Annotated in this window: 12 protein-coding genes; 8 read left to right on the forward strand and 4 right to left on the reverse strand. The window is 63.1% G+C overall.

All coding sequences use genetic code 11. The annotated features are described in order from the left end of the window. Positions 1-132: 132 nt before the first annotated feature. The gene (locus B2V17_RS03780; RefSeq protein WP_292995356.1) at positions 133-1,083 is read right to left on the reverse strand and encodes a GlxA family transcriptional regulator; all 951 of its coding nucleotides are present in this window, start codon (positions 1,081-1,083) and stop codon (positions 133-135) included. A 104-nt stretch (positions 1,084-1,187) separates the two neighbouring features. Between B2V17_RS03780 and B2V17_RS03785 the strand changes: the two genes are divergently transcribed. The 4 genes from B2V17_RS03785 to B2V17_RS03800 are packed head-to-tail and all read left to right on the forward strand — an operon-like array spanning position 1,188 to position 6,044. Then, positions 1,188-2,078, forward strand: a complete 891-nt coding sequence (locus B2V17_RS03785; RefSeq protein ID WP_292995358.1) for a 3-keto-5-aminohexanoate cleavage protein — start codon at positions 1,188-1,190, stop codon at positions 2,076-2,078. 1 nt (position 2,079) lies between these two features. Further along, the gene (locus tag B2V17_RS03790) at positions 2,080-3,558 is read left to right on the forward strand and encodes a carnitine 3-dehydrogenase (protein WP_292995360.1); all 1,479 of its coding nucleotides are present in this window, start codon (positions 2,080-2,082) and stop codon (positions 3,556-3,558) included. Between the two features lie 33 nt (positions 3,559-3,591). Further along, a complete protein-coding gene (locus tag B2V17_RS03795; protein WP_292995362.1) occupies positions 3,592-5,001 on the forward strand; it encodes a purine-cytosine permease family protein in 1,410 nt (469 codons plus the stop codon). Continuing rightward, a complete protein-coding gene (locus B2V17_RS03800) occupies positions 4,998-6,044 on the forward strand; it encodes an alpha/beta fold hydrolase (protein ID WP_292995364.1) in 1,047 nt (348 codons plus the stop codon). Before B2V17_RS03795 ends, B2V17_RS03800 begins: the two co-directional genes overlap by 4 nt. Here the strand turns inward: B2V17_RS03800 and B2V17_RS03805 are convergent. Further along, entirely contained in the window at positions 6,041-7,978 is a 1,938-nt protein-coding gene (locus tag B2V17_RS03805) for a tetratricopeptide repeat-containing sulfotransferase family protein (protein ID WP_292995366.1), read from the reverse strand. The genes B2V17_RS03800 and B2V17_RS03805 overlap by 4 nt on opposite strands. A 190-nt stretch (positions 7,979-8,168) precedes the next feature. Continuing rightward, positions 8,169-10,631, reverse strand: coding sequence for a TonB-dependent receptor (locus tag B2V17_RS03810; protein WP_292995368.1), 2,463 nt, complete (start codon positions 10,629-10,631; stop codon positions 8,169-8,171). Between the two features lie 322 nt (positions 10,632-10,953). Between B2V17_RS03810 and B2V17_RS03815 the strand changes: the two genes are divergently transcribed. From B2V17_RS03815 to B2V17_RS03830, 4 genes are read left to right on the forward strand one after another with little or no spacing between them, the layout of a single operon-like run. Next, the gene (locus B2V17_RS03815; protein WP_292995370.1) at positions 10,954-11,511 is read left to right on the forward strand and encodes a thioesterase family protein; all 558 of its coding nucleotides are present in this window, start codon (positions 10,954-10,956) and stop codon (positions 11,509-11,511) included. Positions 11,512-11,524: 13 nt separating this feature from the next. Next, complete coding sequence (locus B2V17_RS03820) at positions 11,525-12,676, forward strand: acyl-CoA dehydrogenase family protein (RefSeq protein WP_292995372.1); 1,152 nt, start codon at positions 11,525-11,527, stop codon at positions 12,674-12,676. Then, the gene (locus B2V17_RS03825) at positions 12,673-14,757 is read left to right on the forward strand and encodes an acetate--CoA ligase family protein (RefSeq protein WP_292995374.1); all 2,085 of its coding nucleotides are present in this window, start codon (positions 12,673-12,675) and stop codon (positions 14,755-14,757) included. Before B2V17_RS03820 ends, B2V17_RS03825 begins: the two co-directional genes overlap by 4 nt. Before the next feature lie 2 nt (positions 14,758-14,759). Then, complete coding sequence (locus B2V17_RS03830) at positions 14,760-15,539, forward strand: enoyl-CoA hydratase-related protein (RefSeq protein WP_292995376.1); 780 nt, start codon at positions 14,760-14,762, stop codon at positions 15,537-15,539. Here the strand turns inward: B2V17_RS03830 and B2V17_RS03835 are convergent. Beyond that, complete coding sequence (locus B2V17_RS03835; RefSeq protein ID WP_349679974.1) at positions 15,536-16,720, reverse strand: TauD/TfdA family dioxygenase; 1,185 nt, start codon at positions 16,718-16,720, stop codon at positions 15,536-15,538. The genes B2V17_RS03830 and B2V17_RS03835 overlap by 4 nt on opposite strands. Between the last annotated feature and the right edge of the window lie 56 nt (positions 16,721-16,776).

Consider the following 16,776-nt stretch of genomic DNA (forward strand, 5'->3'; position numbering starts at 1 on the left):
AAGCTTGATCGGCTCAGGGGTTACCAAGGTAGCGACGGGTTTCTCCTCTAGTTGGCGGCGCCAGGCGATGGCATTTGGTTCCTTCACGCTGCCGCCTGCCGGAGGCGGCGTGAAATTTGGCGACTATCCTGGCTAACAGCTACTCGGCGCATCGGCGCTGCCAGCCAGTTCGCGTGGCGACTTGCCGAAGCTTTGCCGGCAAGCACGGGAGAAAACCGGCTGCGAGGAAAAGCCTGCGGCCAGCGCGGCCTCATGCACCGGCATCCGGGCATTGCGCATCAATTCGAGCGCATGGCGGATCCGGACTTCACGGAAATAGCGGCCCGGTGTCGTGCCCAGCCGCGCGGTGAACAAGCGTTCTGCCTGGCGGCGGCTGATCCCCACTTCGGCCAGTATCGCCTCAAGCGTGCCTTGCAGCGCCACTGACCGCTCCATCGCCGCGATCACCCGCTGGACAACCGGCCCGGCGCTGCCCGCCTGCTCGGCCAGCGTCACCCGTTGCGGCGCTCCGGGCGGCCGGATGCGATCATGGATCAGTTGGTCGGAAACCGCAGTGGCCAGGGCCATGCCGTGGCTAAGCGCGATCCCGTCCAGCATCATGTCCATCGCCGCGGTTCCGCCAGCGCAAGTGAACAGTCGGGCATGACGCTCATAGAGTTCACCCGAGACCGGGATGCGCGGGTAACGGCGGCGGAACTGGTCGGCGGCTTCCCAGTGCAGCGTGATTGTCTCGCTGCCCAGGATCCCCGCCTCGGCCAGCACAAAGGCCCCGGTATCGACCGCACCGACCTGGTGTCCGGCCCGCCATAGCCGCCGAACCTGTCCGAGCAGCGCCTTGCTGGCATTGGCCAGCGGCTCAAACCCGGCGCAGACGATCAATGCATCCGAGCTATCTGGAACCGGGCCATCGGTCCTTAGTTGCATGGCATTGGACGCCTCCGCATGATCGCCGCGCGGTGCGTGGATCGTCCAGCGGTAAAGCTCCTTCCCGGACAGCCGGTTGGCGATCCGCAAAGGCTCCAGGGCGGCAAAGAACGCGATTGCCGAGAAGCCGGGCATGAGCAGGAAGGCGGGGCGTTGCATGAGCCACGGACCTTGCAGCGTCATGACGCATTTTGCAATCTAATGCCGGATATTGTGATTTTTTTCATTCGATTTCCGCCTAAGCTGCCGGGCGGGAGAGCGCCATGAACTTCGAACCATTCATCACTTGTGCCGTCACCGGATCGGGCAATACCCAGGGCATTCACCCTGATCTGCCGATCACCCCCGAACAGATCGCCAATGCCGCGATCGAAGCGGCCAAAGCCGGAGCCGCGATTGCCCACATCCACGTGCGCGATCCCGAAAGTGGCAAAGGTTGCCGCGACGTGGCGCTCTACCGCGAGGTAAAGGAACGGATCCGCGACAGCGACACCGACGTCATCATCAACTTCACCGCAGGGATGGGCGGCGACATCGTGTTCGGTCCGGGCGAAAGCCCCCTGCCCCTCGATCCTGCTGGAACCGATATGGTCGGGCCAATGGAGCGGCTGATCCACGTGCAGGAACTGCTCCCCGAAATCTGCACGCTCGATTGCGGGACGATGAATTTCGCCGAAGCCGACTATGTCATGACCAACACTCCGGGCATGCTGCGGACCATGGCCGCCGAAGTGCAGCGCCTGGGCGTGCGGCCCGAATTGGAAGTGTTCGACACCGGGCATCTAGTCTTCGTCAAAGAGATGATCCGCGATGGTCTGCTCAATGATCCGGTGATGATCCAGCTGTGCCTGGGCATCCCCTATGGCGCGCCCGACGATCCGCTGACCACTATGGCGATGGTCCACCAGTTGCCGCCGGGTTCAACCTTCAGCGGCTTTTCGATCAGCCGCAACCAGTTGCCCTTCGTGGCCATGGCGGCGCTGGCCGGCGGCAATGTGCGGGTCGGGCTGGAGGACAACCTCTACCTGGGCAAAGGCCAGTTCGCTTCGAATGGACAGCTGGTCGAACGTGCGGTGCAGATCCTGACCGGGATGGGCGCGAAGATCATGGGCCCCGATGCGGTCCGCGCGAAGCTCAAGCTGCAGAAGCGCTGACATGGGACGCGAGATCCGCAAGGTAGCGATTGTCGGCGGCGGGGTGATCGGCGCGGCCTGGGCGGCGCGGTTCCTGCTGAACGGGATCGACGTGGCCGTGTTCGACCTTGATCCCGAAGTTGAGCGCAAGACCTTGGAGGTAGTCGCCAATGCCCGCCGCGCACAGACCCGCCTGCACGGCGCAGCACTGCCCGCCGAGGGCAAGCTGACTTTCGCAGGCTCTGTCGCCGAAGCAGTCGCGGATGCGGACTTCATCCAGGAAAGCCTGCCCGAACGCGAAGACCTCAAGCAACGCGTGCTCGCCGAAGTCGATGCCGCAATGCCCGCCCATGCGGTGATCGGATCCTCCACGTCGGGGCTGCTCCCAACCAAACTGCAAAACGGAATGCAGCGGCCCGACCGGCTGGTCGTGGGCCACCCTTTCAACCCGGTGTACCTGCTCCCTCTGGTAGAGGTCTGCGGCGGCGATCAGACCAGTCTGGAAACCATCGACGTGGCCAGCGCGCTTTACACCCGCGTTGGCATGAAAGTGCTCCACGTCCGGCATGAGATTGACGGATTCATCGCCGACCGCTTGCTCGAAGCAGTCTGGCGCGAGGCGCTGTGGCTGATCAACGACGGGATCGCCACCGCCGCCGAAATCGACGATGCGATCCGGTTCGGCGCAGGTCTGCGCTGGTCGTTCATGGGCACTTTCCTGACCTATCGCCTGGCCGGCGGCGAAGCGGGCATGCGGCACTTCCTGCACCAGTTCGGCCCCTCGATGGAATGGCCCTGGACCAAGCTGGTCGGCCCCAAGTTGACCGACGAGCTGATCGATACCGTCGCCGCGCAAAGCGACGACCAGGCGGCAGGCATCGGCCTGCGCGAATACGAGGCGCTGCGCGACAGCTGCCTGGTCGACATCATGCACGCGCTGGAACGCAACGACTTCGCCTCGGGCGCGGTGGCCAAGGCCTATCGGACAAGCCTGCAGGGCAAGGAAGCGGTCACGCTAGGCAGCGACTGCGGTGACGGGCACCTGCTGACCCAGCACACCCCGGTCATGCCCGAATGGATCGACTACAACGATCACCTGACCGAATGGGCCTACCTCAAGCTGTTCGGCGATGCGACCGATGTGGTGCTGGCACGGATCGGTGCCGGGCCGGACTATGTCGCCACGGGCTTCAGTTTCTACACGGTTGAAACCCACATCCGCCACCTGGGCCAGGCCCGGCTCGGCCAGAAGGTCGAAGTGCGCACCCGGGTTCTGGGTAGCGACGGCAAGCGGCTGCACCTGTCCCACGAAATGACCAACCTCGATAGTGCCACGCTGATCGCCACGGCCGAGCATATGCTGGTCCATGTCGATGCCAAGGCCGAAAAGTCAGCCCCTGCCCCGCAGCATATCGCCCAGGCGATGCAAGGGCTTGCTGCGGCCCAGCAACATCTGGCACCACCCGATGGTGCCGGTCGCTCGATCAAGATGCCGGGATAGGCACAGCAGAACCAAACCAGGGGGAGAATTCCGGTGGCACTGATCGAACAGAGGTCAATCGACTACGTTCCCCTGAAGGAGCGCCACGGCAAGGTCTGGCACCTCTGGCCAATCTGGTTCACCGGCGATGCCCACATGGCCACGCTAGCGACTGGCGCGATCAGCGTCGCGGCCGGGCTCAGCCTGTTCTGGTCGGCGCTTGCGGTGATAGGCGGGTGCGTGCTGGGCACCGTCCTGATGGCATTTCACTGCACCCAGGGGCCGCACCTGGGGCTGCCGCAGATGATCCAGTCGCGACCGCAGTTCGGGTACCTTGGCGCGCTTCTGGTCTGGATCGTCGCGCTGTTCACCTACATCGGCTACAATGCCCTCAACCAGACGCTGGCGGCCGATACACTCAAGGAACTGGCTGGTTTTCCCCACGGGCCGACGGTGATCATCTTCTCGATCGCGGCCGTGGCTGTGGCGGTGATCGGCTATGACCTGATCCACAAGGCCCAGCGCCTGTTGGCCTATGCCATGCTGGCAGTGCTGGCGGTCTACACCCTTGGCGCTGCCCGCATCGTGGACTTTGGTACCTTGCTGGCGCCGGGCGAGTTCAAGCCCACCCCGTTCCTGGTCCAGTTCTTCGCGGCTGCAGCCTACCAGCTCAGCTGGTCGATCTATGTCTCGGACTATTCGCGCTACCTGCCCAAGGAAGTGGGTATCCGCGACGCCTTTTTCTGGACCTTCTGGGGCGCTTTCATCGGCGGGGCCTGGATGATGCTGGTCGGCACTTTTGCTGCCGCTGCTTTCGCCAGCCCGGACGGGATTGTCGCCGCGCTGCGCGACAGTTCGGACGCCATCTACCCCGGCTTCGGCGTGATCATGCTGGTCACCAGCTTCCTGGGGCTGATCACGATCACCTCGCTCAATTTCTATGGCGCTTCGCTGACCTTGCTCAGTGTGGTCGACAGCCTGACCAGCATCAAACTCGGCGTGAAATCGCGGATCGCATCACTGCTGACGGTATTCACCGTGGCCTTGGCGCTGTCGCTGATTGTCAGCGGTGACGTGCTGCACGGCTTCGAGGCGTTCCTGGGTGTGCTGGCCTATCTGTTCACCCCGTGGACTGCGATCAACCTGGTCGACTTCTTTATCGTCAGGAAGGGGCAATACTCGATCCGGGCGATGTTCATGGCTGACGGGCTCTACGGAAAGTGGAACTGGCGGGGCCTGATGTCCTACTTCATCGGCTTTGCCTCGATGATCCCGTTCTTCAAGACCTCGCTCTACACCGGGCCGGTGGCCGAAGCGCTGGGCAAGGCGGATGTATCGATGCTGGTGGGATTGCCGGTTTCGGCCGCAGCCTACTTGTTATTGTGCCGCAATCTGGACCTTGCCGCCGAGTTGAAGCAGATCGAAGTGCTCGATCGCAACCTGGAAACGGAGCCGGTACGATGAAGCGACTGATCGCATTGGCCGTGTTGGCCACCTTGGCTGCGCCGCTCCAGGCCAAGCCCACGCCAGCCCAGCCGATCGTGTTCCCGGACCAGTTTGATTCGATCGGTACGCCGGTCCAGAAACTGACCACCAAGGAAGGCCGCACCGTCCATTTCACCGATACCGGGGAGAAAGGCTGGCGGCCGATCCTGTTCATCGGCGGGGTCGGCACCAGCGGCCGCGCGCCGGAACTGGTCGCTTTCCTCGATACCATGCGCAAGCGGCTGAAACTGCGGATCGTGGCGGTGGAACGCAACGGACTGGGCGATACCGCGTTCGATCCTGCATGGACCTTTGCCGACTACAACAGCGAGGTCGCGCAAGTGCTGGGCCAGCTGGGGATCGACAAGTTCGCGCTGGTCGCGATTTCGGGCGGCGGGGCCTATGCCGGGCATGTGGTTCAGGCCATGCCGCAGCGGATCGCTTCGTGGCACATGCTGGCAGCCGTCTCGACTGCAGCCGGCAACGCCGAACGCTGCCAGCAGGATGAGGCCGCGTTCGCCGCAGCGCTTGGCCCGCAAGTGGCCGCACCGCGGGTCTGGTGGGAGATGCCCAAGGACGGCGTCTCCGCCCATGTTCGCGGCTTCACCGATCGCACAGCCGACGAAGGCGCGCGCGCGTTCTTCATTGCCGGGCAGAAAGGCGATCCGCGCGGAGTGGCGCGCGAGTACAAGCGGTTCTGCGGTCCGCCCGCCGATGTCTCGGCACTGACCGCCCCGGCGTTCTTCTATTATGGCGAGGCCGATCCGGCCGTACCGCCCAGCCATGGCCACTATTGGGCCAGCAAGGTCAAGGGCGCGGCCACTTTCCGCTCCTACCCCGGCGAAGGCCACGATGTGCAGTATCGCCATTGGGATCAGGTCATGCTCGATGTGGCGGGATACGGCGCCAGTACGCTGGTCTGCGACAACGGCAAGGCGCATCTGGTGAAAGGCAAGGTCGATCCTGGCAAGTTGCCCAAGGGCCGCACGCTTGGCGTCTGCGCCTGGCAGAAAGCTGGCTAAGCCCGCTCCCCCAGCGCCAGCTTGAGCGGGCCCAGCCAGGGCTCATAGGCCTTCCACACTTCGGTCCCGTCGCGGTTGATCGGGCGGCGCACCTGTTCGCTGCTCGGCGTGCGCACCGCACGTTCGGTCTTGTGAAAATCGAGGCAGCTCTGCTCAAACGGCAAGCCGCAATAGTCGAGGATCCGGCGGACCTGACCTTCCAGATCCTCGATCACATCCTCGTGCTGGACCTTGAGCACACGGCCCTCGGGCAGCACCGCATCCCAGTGCTCCATCAGGCGCAGATAGTCGACGTAATAGCGCCCGATATGGTCCAGATCGTAAGAGAAATCCTGCCCTTGGGCGAACAGCTGCTTGAACACCGAAAACCCGCAAGCCATCGGCTCGCGCCGGGCATCGATGATCCGGGCATTGGGCAGGATCAGGTGGATCAGCCCGATATGGCGGAAATTATTGGGCATCTTGTCGATGAAGCGGGGCTTGCCCTCGGTCCGGTGAACCCGGGTGGATTCAAGATAGCTTTGCCCCAGTTCGGCCAGCCGGTCGCGCGATAGCTCGCCAAGGTTAGCAGGATAGCGATCTTGCTCCTCCTGCCCCAGCCGCCCGTTGAGGCGCGAGGCAATCGCCATGATATCCGGCAGTTCGGTCGTCCCTTCGACCTGACTGTGCGAAGCAAGGACCTGCTCGAGCAAGGTCGAGCCCGCGCGCGGCAGGCCGACGATGAAGATCGGATCGTCTGCCGGGCACCCGGCCCCGGCGGCGGCGGAAAACAGTGCGGCGTTGCAATGTTCGATCTGACGGTCGAACTCGGCTGTGATGGCCTGGGGCCGGTACTTGACCACCCCCTGCCGCAGCTGGTTGCCGCGCTGATAGTACTCAAAACTGCGGGCATGGTCGCCTGCGTCTTCCAGCGCCTTGCCGAGCGCGAAGCAGAGGTGGATCCGGTCGTCCACGGCGATCCCCTCACCCGCTTCCTCAGCCACCATCGCCGCTATTTCGCGCTCGGTGAAACGGTAGGTCTTGAGGTTGGCCAGGCTCCAATAGGCATCGCCAAAGTCGCGCCGCACGCCATAGGCCTGGCGGTAGGCGGCCACCGCTTCATCGATCCGGCCCAGTGTTTTGAGGGCATGGCCGTAAGTCAGGCTGACGGTCGGGTTGTCCGGGCTGTCGCGGTGCAGCCGCGCATACTCATCGGCGGCGTCTTCGGTTCGCCCGACATTGAGCATCAGGTTTGCGCGCTGCATCAGGAACTGCGGATTGGCCGGTTCCAGCGCAACCAGTTCCTCAGCCTCGCGCAGCGCAGCGTCGTATTTGAAGCGCTTGCCCAGCACCTCGGCATAGTCGAACCGGGCGTGAAGGTAGTCGGGGTTGAACTCCTTGCACTTGGCCAGAACCAGCTCCGCGTCCTCATACTCACCCAGCCTGGTGCCTAATTCGGCCAGAAGCCGCATCGCCACCGGCTCGTCGGGGACCTTGAGCAGGAACGCACGAACCCGGCTCTCGGCCAGCGTGTAATCCTGATCGTAATAGGCCGCCAGCGCGCCCAGCACTTCGGGCGGGTGGCTTTCGACGTCCGCCAGCCGCCCCTGCAGTTCCGCAGCCCGCGCCGGATTGGCCTGCTGGTAATGCGCCACCAGCAGCTTGATCGATGCGGTCAGCAGCGGATTACATTCGATCGCTCTTTCGTATGCTGCGATTGCCGCATCGCGCTGGCCTTGCTGGCGATAGCAATGGCCACGTTCCTGGTGCGCGCGGCCCAATTCCGGCTGCAATCCGACCAGCTTGTCAAGCAGGCCGTGCGCCGCGCCCAGATCGCCGCGAGCCCGCGCAATCACGGCGGCAAAGTAGAGCACTTCGGGATCGTCGCCGCGCGTCGCCATCAGCCCGGCCAGCAGCCCCCTGGCCTGCGCCATATCGCCGCGCGCAAGCGCCATTTTGGCTTCAATCAGGGGATCGGTTTGCACGTTTTGAATGGTCCGGATTGTCAGTCAGCTTTGTAGCATGGCCGCAAGATCACAGCGCGACAAGGGCGCTGAAAACAAGATCCCGGCGGTTCGACATGTTCGACCCGCCGGGACCTGATTTATCACTTCAGAAGGATCCGGGACCAGCCCGGCCCTTTCATCAGTAGTTGTAGCCCAACCGCAGCCCGATCGTCCGCGGGCGGATCGTCGAGTTGAGATTGATGTTATCGCTGTTCGACGTGTAGGTGATCGCCCGCTTGTCGGTCAGGTTGCTGACGAACAATTCAGCGTTCCAGTTTTCACGCTTGAACCCAGCCGACGCATCGAACTGGGCATAGCCGGGCAGCCTGAAGTTCTGCGGTTTGATCGTCGATGTGTACGATGTGCCGACAAACTGCCCGCCCAGCTGGGCAAAGAAGGTCGTGTCCGAAGCGTTGGTGCGTTCATAACGCATCCGCATGCCGCCTTGCCAATTCGGCGCAAGCGCCAGCGGGCTGCCCAGTTCAACAAAGGTCAACGCCAGTGGCCCATCGCCCGGCTGCGGGCGGAAGCCCGCCGGGGTATTGGCGTAGTCATTTAGCTCTGAATCGTTCCAGGCGAGGTTTGCCGTGATCGTGAATTCCGGCGTGGCCCGCCAGACCAGATCGGTGGTCAGCCCCTTAATTCGCGCATTCGGCCCGTTGAGCACGAAAGTGGAGTTGCTGATCCTGGGTGCATAGATCGAAACCGGAATTCCGGTCCAATCGATCATGAAGGCCGAACCGTTCCAACGCACTGTGTTGTTGGCGAACTGCAGCTTCCAACCGAACTCATAGTTCTTCACGCTGTCTGACTGGTAGGTCTTGGGAATGAAGAATGTTGGATCGCGGGTGGCACCCCCGCGGCGGTTGAACCCGCCCGGACGGTAACCTTCCGAGAACGTGGCATAGAACAGCATATCGTCATTCGGCTTGTAGCTAAGCGTGACCTTGGGGGTCGTGCCCTTTTCATGCGCCGGGCTGAAACCGGCCAGCGAAACGGCATAGTTGCCGCTGCCGCATGGATTACCGTTGGGCAGAACGCCAGTCTTGGTGATCAGGCCACCGCAGTTGACCGATCCGCGCAGTGAGGTTTCCTGATTGTACCAACGAATGCCAGCAGTCAGCGTCAATTTATCGGTAATATCAACGCTGGCTTCGCCAAACAGTGCGAACTGGCTTTCACCGCGTTCAGCGTCGTTGAAATAGACCCCGCCATCCGGCCGGATATAATCGGTGATGATATCGCTGCCACCCGGCCGCTGCCCTCTAAAGCCCTGCACCGCAGCGCCTTCATAATACCAGACGCCATCGGCAAACACCTTCGCATCGTCATAGTAGACTCCGGCCTGCATCCGGAAGCGATTCTCCGCAGGGGTTGCGATTCGGAATTCCTGCGTGAAGCGATTGGACCGCGACTTGTCGAGATAAGTCATCCGCGGCGTAGCGCAGCTGGCGTAGCCCGGGTAAGAGCAGATGTAATACGGCGCGAACGGACCAACGGCGGCATAGCGCGTATAGTCGAATTTCTGATCGACTTTCCGGTTCAGGTAAGAGCCGGTGTAAACCAGATCGAGCCCGCCCAGCTTGCCTTCAACCGACCATTGCACCTGATTGAATTCATCGTGGTTGGTGTCGGGCGAGAAGCGCATGACCTTGAGATCACCCAGAGTCGGATCGTACTGGAACACGCCTTCGGCATCCAGCGTCTGGTACATGTCCTGGACGGTGATCGTCCAATCGTCCGCCGGCGACCAGCGCAGCGCAACCCGGCCGCCCGTGTAGGTCGCCGAGTTGAAGTCGTCGCGCGCATAGGCAGCATTGTTGATGACCGGGCGCGTTGATCCGACCGGCAGGCTGAAGGCCACTGTGCCATCGGCATTGCGGCCGATCAGCGGCATCTGGAACGTGCCATAGATATTGTCGATGTAGCCGCCCTGGCGATCAACGAATACGGTGGCACGAAGCGCCAGCTTGTCTTCAATGATCGGAATGTTGATGTAGCCGGTAGCTGCACCGCTGAAGGCATGGCCTGGGGTAGTCGCCCCGGTCAGCGTAAAGCCGGCCTGGAACTTCGAAAGGTTGGGCTTGTTGGTGATATAGCGGATCGCGCCGCCTTCGGCACTCGCCCCAAACAGCGTCCCTTGCGGGCCTTCCAGCACTTCCACGCGCTCAAGGTCGGTCACGTAAACGTCAAGGTTACGGCCCGGGACTGAAACCGAGGCATCGTCGAGGTACAGGGCAACGGTTGGACTGGCACCTGCCACCGCAGATGTCTGGATCGCAACCTGCGACAATGAAAGGCCGCGGATCGAGATTGTTTTCTGCCCCGGCCCACGCCCACCGGCGTGCACCTGAGGAAGCTCGGTCAACATCTGATCGAAGTTGGTGATCCCGCGTTCAGCAAGCTGTTCGCCGCCCAGGGCCTGAACCGTGACAGCAACATCCTGCATCTTTTCGGTGCGGCGCGACGCGGTTACGACGATATCGGCGATGCCGCCGGTATCTTCTTCCGCCGCGGGCGCCTCTTGCGCCATAGCCGGTGCCACCCAGGCGCTGGACATAACCAGTGCGGCGGCGGTGGTGGTAAATAGGTGACGTTTCAATTGCCCCTCCCTTGCAAGTGGCGGCCGGAGGGCTTCCGGCCTGGTACTATTTCGACTGAGGCCATACTGGCCCCGACTATTGCCTGAAAACAATTGCTTGCTTCATCAACAACAGGCGGACCTCATGCCAAGGCTGCACATCAAGCAGACCGTGGCACTTTGCGGGGTCAAGTCAATCGCGGCGGACCAGCATTAGCGGCGTTTATACCCCGCATAAGTTGCCCGGCAATCCTCCGGAAAGCTTGCCTTGGCAGCATCGCAATCGGAATGCATTTCGCCTTCGCAAGGGCTATCGAACGGTAAGCTGGAGGGGTGATCGACCATGGCTGCTAATGCCGGTCCCGAACACGGGCTACGCACCCCGCTGGAAGGCACCAAGGCCGTGCCCTGGGACGACACCGCCCCGATCCCGGCGCCGCTGAAGCTGATTACGCCGTCCGTCATCCAGGACTGGGTCGATTACAACGGCCATATGAGCGAGAGCTGCTATCTGCTGGTCTTCGGCGACCAGTCGGACGCTTTCTTCCGCCTGATCGGGATCGACGAAGATTACCGCGCCGCCGGCCATTCGCTGTTCACCGTCCAGACGATGATTTTCAATCTGGCCGAAGCGCATCTGGGCGATCCGCTGGACCTTTCACTTCACCTGATCGACGCCGACGAAAAGCGGCTGCAAATCTTTCATTCCATGCACCACCGAGACACCGGCGAGCTGCTGGCAACCGGCGAGCAGATGCTGGTCCACGTTGACATGAATGCGGGAAAAAGCTGCCCGATGCCTGTTGAACTTCGCCGCAAGGTTGAGGCGATCCGTCAGGCGCACGCCGCATTACCCGTGCCCGCGCAGGCCGGTCGCAACATCGCGATCCGGCGCAACTGATCTTGAGGTTTCCATGCACTTTGCCCTGACCCACGAACAGGAAATGCTGGTCGAAACGGTCCGCAAATTCGTCGAGACCGAACTCTATCCGCACGAGGACCTGGTTGAAAAGACCGACGATATCCCCCCGGATCTCGTTCTTGAAATTCGCCGCAAGTCGATCGCGCTGGGGCTCTATGCGGTCAACATGCCGACGGACCTCGGCGGCGGCGGTCTGGGCACCTTAGATACCACTCTGATGGAGCGCGAACTGGGCCGGGCGAGCTACGGCCTGCAAATGCTGGTCGCGCGGCCCAGCAATATCCTGCGCGGCTGCACCGGCGGCCAGATCGAGGAATACTTGCTGCCTTCGATCCGTGGCGAGCGGCACGACTGCCTGGCGATGACCGAACCCGATGCCGGATCAGACGTGCGCTCGATGCGTACCTTTGCGCGCCGTGACGGCGATGACTTCGTGATCAACGGCACCAAGCATTTCATCAGCCATGCCGACATGGCCGATTTCGTGATCCTCTGCGCCGCGACCGGCGACCTGCCCGGCGGCAAACGCTCGATCAGCTGTTTCCTGGTCGATTTCGACACTCCCGGCCTGACCCGCCGCCGCGGCCCGAAGTGCGTTTCGCATCGCGGCTATCACCAATGCGAGCTGGTGTTCGAGGACTGCCGGGTGCCGGTGCGAAATCTGCTGGGCGAACTCGACAAGGGTTTTGACCTGATGGGCCAATGGCTCGGTTCGACCCGGCTTCAGGTCGCCACCACCTCGGTCGGGCGCGGGCAGCGGGTGATCGAGATGGCAACGCAGTGGGCCGCGACCCGCAAGCAGTTTGGCCAGACGATCGGCAAGTTTCAGGGCACCGGGTTCAAACTGGCCGACATGAAGACCGAACTTGAAGCTGCCGAACTCCTCACCCTGCGCGCCGCCTGGAAGGACGATCAAGGCACCATGACCGATACCGACGCAGCGATGGCCAAGCTGTTCGCTTCGGAAGCCCTCGCCCGGATCACCGACAATGCCTTGCAGATTTTCGGCGGCATGGGGCTGATGGACGAATTGCCGATCGAACGCTTCTGGCGCGATGCCCGGGTTGAACGGATCTGGGATGGCACCAGCGAGATCCAGCGCCACATCATCAGCCGCGCGATGCTGCGCGCGCACGAGGCATGAGCGCAAAGTCGCTCGACCGGCTGCTGCGCCCGCGCTCGATCGCCTTCGTCGGCGGTCGGCATGCCGAGGAAGCCTTGCACCAGTGCCGCAAGCTGGGTTTTGCGGGCGAGGTCTGGCCGGTGAATCCCAAGCGCGCCGAGATGGACGGCGTGGCCTGCTTCCCGGACCTCGCCAGACTGCCCGCTGCGCCCGACGCGGTGTTTCTGGCCACGCCCGCCGAAGCCAGCATCGAGCTGGTCGGCCAATTGGCCGCGATGGGCGCCGGTGGGACAGTTTGCTATGCGTCCGACTTCTCAGAAGCCGGGGACCACGGCGCTGAACGCCAGGCCCGCCTGACTGCCGCAGCGGACAAAATGCCGCTGATCGGGCCCAATTGCTACGGTGTGCTCAACGCGTTCGACTGTGCCGGACTGTGGCCCGACCAGCATGGCTGTGCCCCGCTGTTGGGGCGCGGCGTGGCGATCGTTACCCAGAGTGGCAACCTGGGCCTCAATTTCACCATGCAACGCCGCGCCCTGCCGCTGGGCTACATGATCGCGATCGGCAATGCCGCCGATGTCGATGCCGCCGACCTGGTTGAAGCACTGGTGCAAGACGAAAGGGTCAGCGCGATCGGCCTGCATATCGAAGGGCTGAAATCGGTTGCCCGCTTCTCGCAGGCTTGCCTGGCCGCCCGGCGCGCCGAAGTGCCGCTGGTCGCACTAAAAACCGGAGCTTCCGAACGCGGCGCGAAGCTGACGATGTCGCACACCAGCTCGCTGGCCGGGCCCGATGCGCTCTACGATGCACTGTTCGATCGCTTTGGCTTGGCCCGGGCCGCCGATCCGGCGCAATTCATCGAGACGCTCAAGCTGCTTCACACCTGCGGGCCGCTGACCGGGCGCAGCGTGACCAGCGCCAGCTGCTCGGGCGGCGAGGCCAGCCTGATCGCCGACCTTGCCGAGCGGCGCGGGCTGGAAACGCCCGATTTCCCCGCGCCGGTACAAGACGAGCTGGAAGGGGTACTGGGACCATTAGTTTCCGTCTCGAACCCGCTCGATTACCATACCCACATCTGGGGCGATGGTCCGGCGCAGACCGCTTGCTTTGCCGGAATGCTCAAGGCCGGGTTCTCTGCGTCGCTGCTAGCGCTCGACTATCCGCGAGCGGATCGCTGCGATGATAGCGAATGGGGCACCACGCTCGACGCCTTCATTGCCGCACACCGACAGGTCCCGCCAGAACCGGGACAGGCCCGCATCGTGGTCAGCTCGCTGCCCGAGAACCTGCCCGAACATGTTGCGGTCAAGTTGCTTGATGCCGAGATCGTGCCGATGATGGGCTTTCCCGAGGCTCTCGGCGCGATTTCATCCGCTGCAATGCTGGCGGATTCGCTCAGCCGTCCCGAACCCGCTGAGCTGGCCGATCCCGCTCCGCTCGATCCCTCAAGCGTGGCTACCTGGGACGAAAAGGCCAGCAAGACTGCGCTTCACCAGGCCGGGCTGCGCGTACCGATGGGTGCCAAACTCTCCTTTGATGAGCTGGCTGCGCTGTGCCGCGATGACAGCGCCGCGCTGCCTGTCCCCTTCCCGCTGGTGCTCAAGGTCGTCAGCGCCGAAGTGGCCCACAAGAGCGATTTGGGCGGGGTCAGCCTGAACCTGAAAAGCAAAGCAGAAGTCCTTGTTGAAGCGACACGAATGCGTACCTTGGGTGAGACCTTCTTGCTCGAAGAGATGATCGGCGGTGCGCTCGCCGAACTGATCGTCGGCCTGTCTCGCGATCCGCAATTCGGGCTCTACCTGACCGTCGGCGCCGGTGGCGTACTGGTCGAGCTGCTGCGGCAGTCCGCGCAGGTCCTTCTGCCCGCCACGCGCGCGGACATTGGCCGCGCGCTGGAAGGATTGCCCTTCTACCCCTTGCTGACCGGCTATCGCGGCTCTGCCCCAGCTGACATTCCGGCCCTGATCGATGCAATCGAAGCGATTGCCCGGTTCGCCGCCGAGAACGAGGCCCACCTCTACGAACTCGACGTCAATCCGCTGCTGGCCTTGCCCAACGGCGCAGTGGCAGTCGATGCGCTGATCCGGATCAAGGAGCACTGACAATGAGCGCCGTAACCACCCGCCGCGAAGGCCAGGTCCTGATCGTCACACTCGATCGCCCCAAAGCCAACGCAATCGATGTCGCGACCAGCATGGAGCTCTTCGCGGCCTTTAGGGAGCTGGATGAAGATCCCGCGCTCAGGGTCGGGATCGTCACCGGTACCGGACGGTTCTTCTCTGCCGGATGGGACCTCAACGCCGCGAACGAGGGCGAAGCGGTCGATGCAGTGCACAGCCCGGGCGGCTTTGCGGGACTGACCGAATACTTCAGCCTGACCAAGCCAGTGATCGCCGCGGTCAACGGCCTTGCCGTGGGCGGCGGGTTCGAACTGGCGCTCGCCGCAGACCTGATAGTCGCGAGCGAAGCTGCACAGTTCTGGTTGCCCGAGGCCCAACTGGGCATTCTGCCTGATTCTGGCGGGCTGCTGCGTCTGCCCAAGTGCCTGCCCGAACGGCTCGCCGCCGAGATGATATATACGGGCCGCAGGCTCTCCGCCGCCGAAGCGCTTCACCACGGGCTAGCCAGCCGTCTCTGCCCGCCCGAGACCCTGTTGGATTCCGCACTGGAACTGGCGCGCGCAGTGGCCGCCAGCGCACCCCTGGCGATCACGGCCGCGCGCGACATCCTGCGCGCAACCGCCGGACTTGACGCCAAAGACGGCTACCGCCTGATGCGCAGCGGCGCCTTGCCCAGCTATCAGGCCATGCTGGAATCGGAGGACGCGCTGGAAGGCCCGCGGGCCTTCGGCGAAGGCCGTCCCCCGATCTGGCAGAACCGCTAGGCCGCCGCCCGCGCCAGCAACCTCAATCGCGAGGCGAACTCGCCGCGATCGACATAGCAACCGTGAAGGTGGCGAAAGCCGGTCGAGGGGTCAAAGGCCTCGCGACCATGCAGGATCCGGCGATTGTCGAAGACTACCATTTCGCCGGGGCCGAGTTTGAATTCCAGCCGGTAGCCGGGATCGCGAGTCTTGGCCATGTAGGTGCGGTAGGCGCGGTAATAGTCCGGCATGACCTCGGCCGGCATGTCGAAGATCGCAGCAATGTGGGCATTGTAGCGGATTTCGATCAGTTCGCTCCATGAGTCGAGGGCGATGACCGGCGCACGCACCAGGATATCCGCCGTATCATCGTGGAACCGGAACGGAATCGGCACTTCCGCCAGCAGCTTGAAGGCTGCTGGGTCTTCCTCCCGCAGGTCTTGCGCCAAAGCAAAGCCATCGGCGAAGACCGAACCGCCACCAGCCGCTTCGTTGGCAATGCAATGCAGAAATTGATAACCTGGCGGCATTTCCTGGTTGGGCAGGTCGGTATGCAGCGGAAGGGCAACAGAAGTGTAGGCCAGGTTGTTCGGATCGGGCATGCTGATCACTTCGAAGGTCGTGCCGAAATTGGTTTCGCGAAGAAAGCCAACGCGTTCGGCTACTTCGATACCGGCGCCATGCCGGTCATCGAGGCCGTCAACAATCGACAGTCCGTACCGCGCAGTTTGCAGCAGCCATTGCCGCAGCACCCCATCGTCGGCCAGCACCCGGGCCGCTTCAAACCGCGGAATGCCGCCCGGAGTAAGGTCAGCGCGCCACAACTCGGCGCTGACCTTCGCCGGATCCGGTGCGGGCCGGCCCGGATGGTGCGCGCTGAGCAGCATCAGCGGCATCAGGCTGACATGTCCGTCGCGATAGATCAGCTTGACCTGGTCTCCGACACATTCGGCGGAAAGCAGGTGCGGCGAGGCATCGAGCGTCAGCAGGTCGAGCAATCTTTCATGGGTTTGCGGATGCAGCCCCGAAGGGCAGTTGTCGCGCAGCCAAATGGTAGGAAACGGTGTCGAAGTGTTGTCCGTCCAGATCACGACAAGCGTGTCTGCACGGACCTCAAGTCCAGATACAGGCATGGGAAATCCAGTTCGATCCAGGAAATGCGATTTGCGGATGACAATCAGCGGCGCGGTGGCGGCCACCATTCCTGGGCCTTCCCATATGGCGCACCGCCATTGTGCCGGCCAAGCCCGAAAACCTT

This window comes from Novosphingobium sp. UBA6272, assembly GCF_002440635.1.
Lineage (GTDB): Bacteria > Pseudomonadota > Alphaproteobacteria > Sphingomonadales > Sphingomonadaceae > Novosphingobium.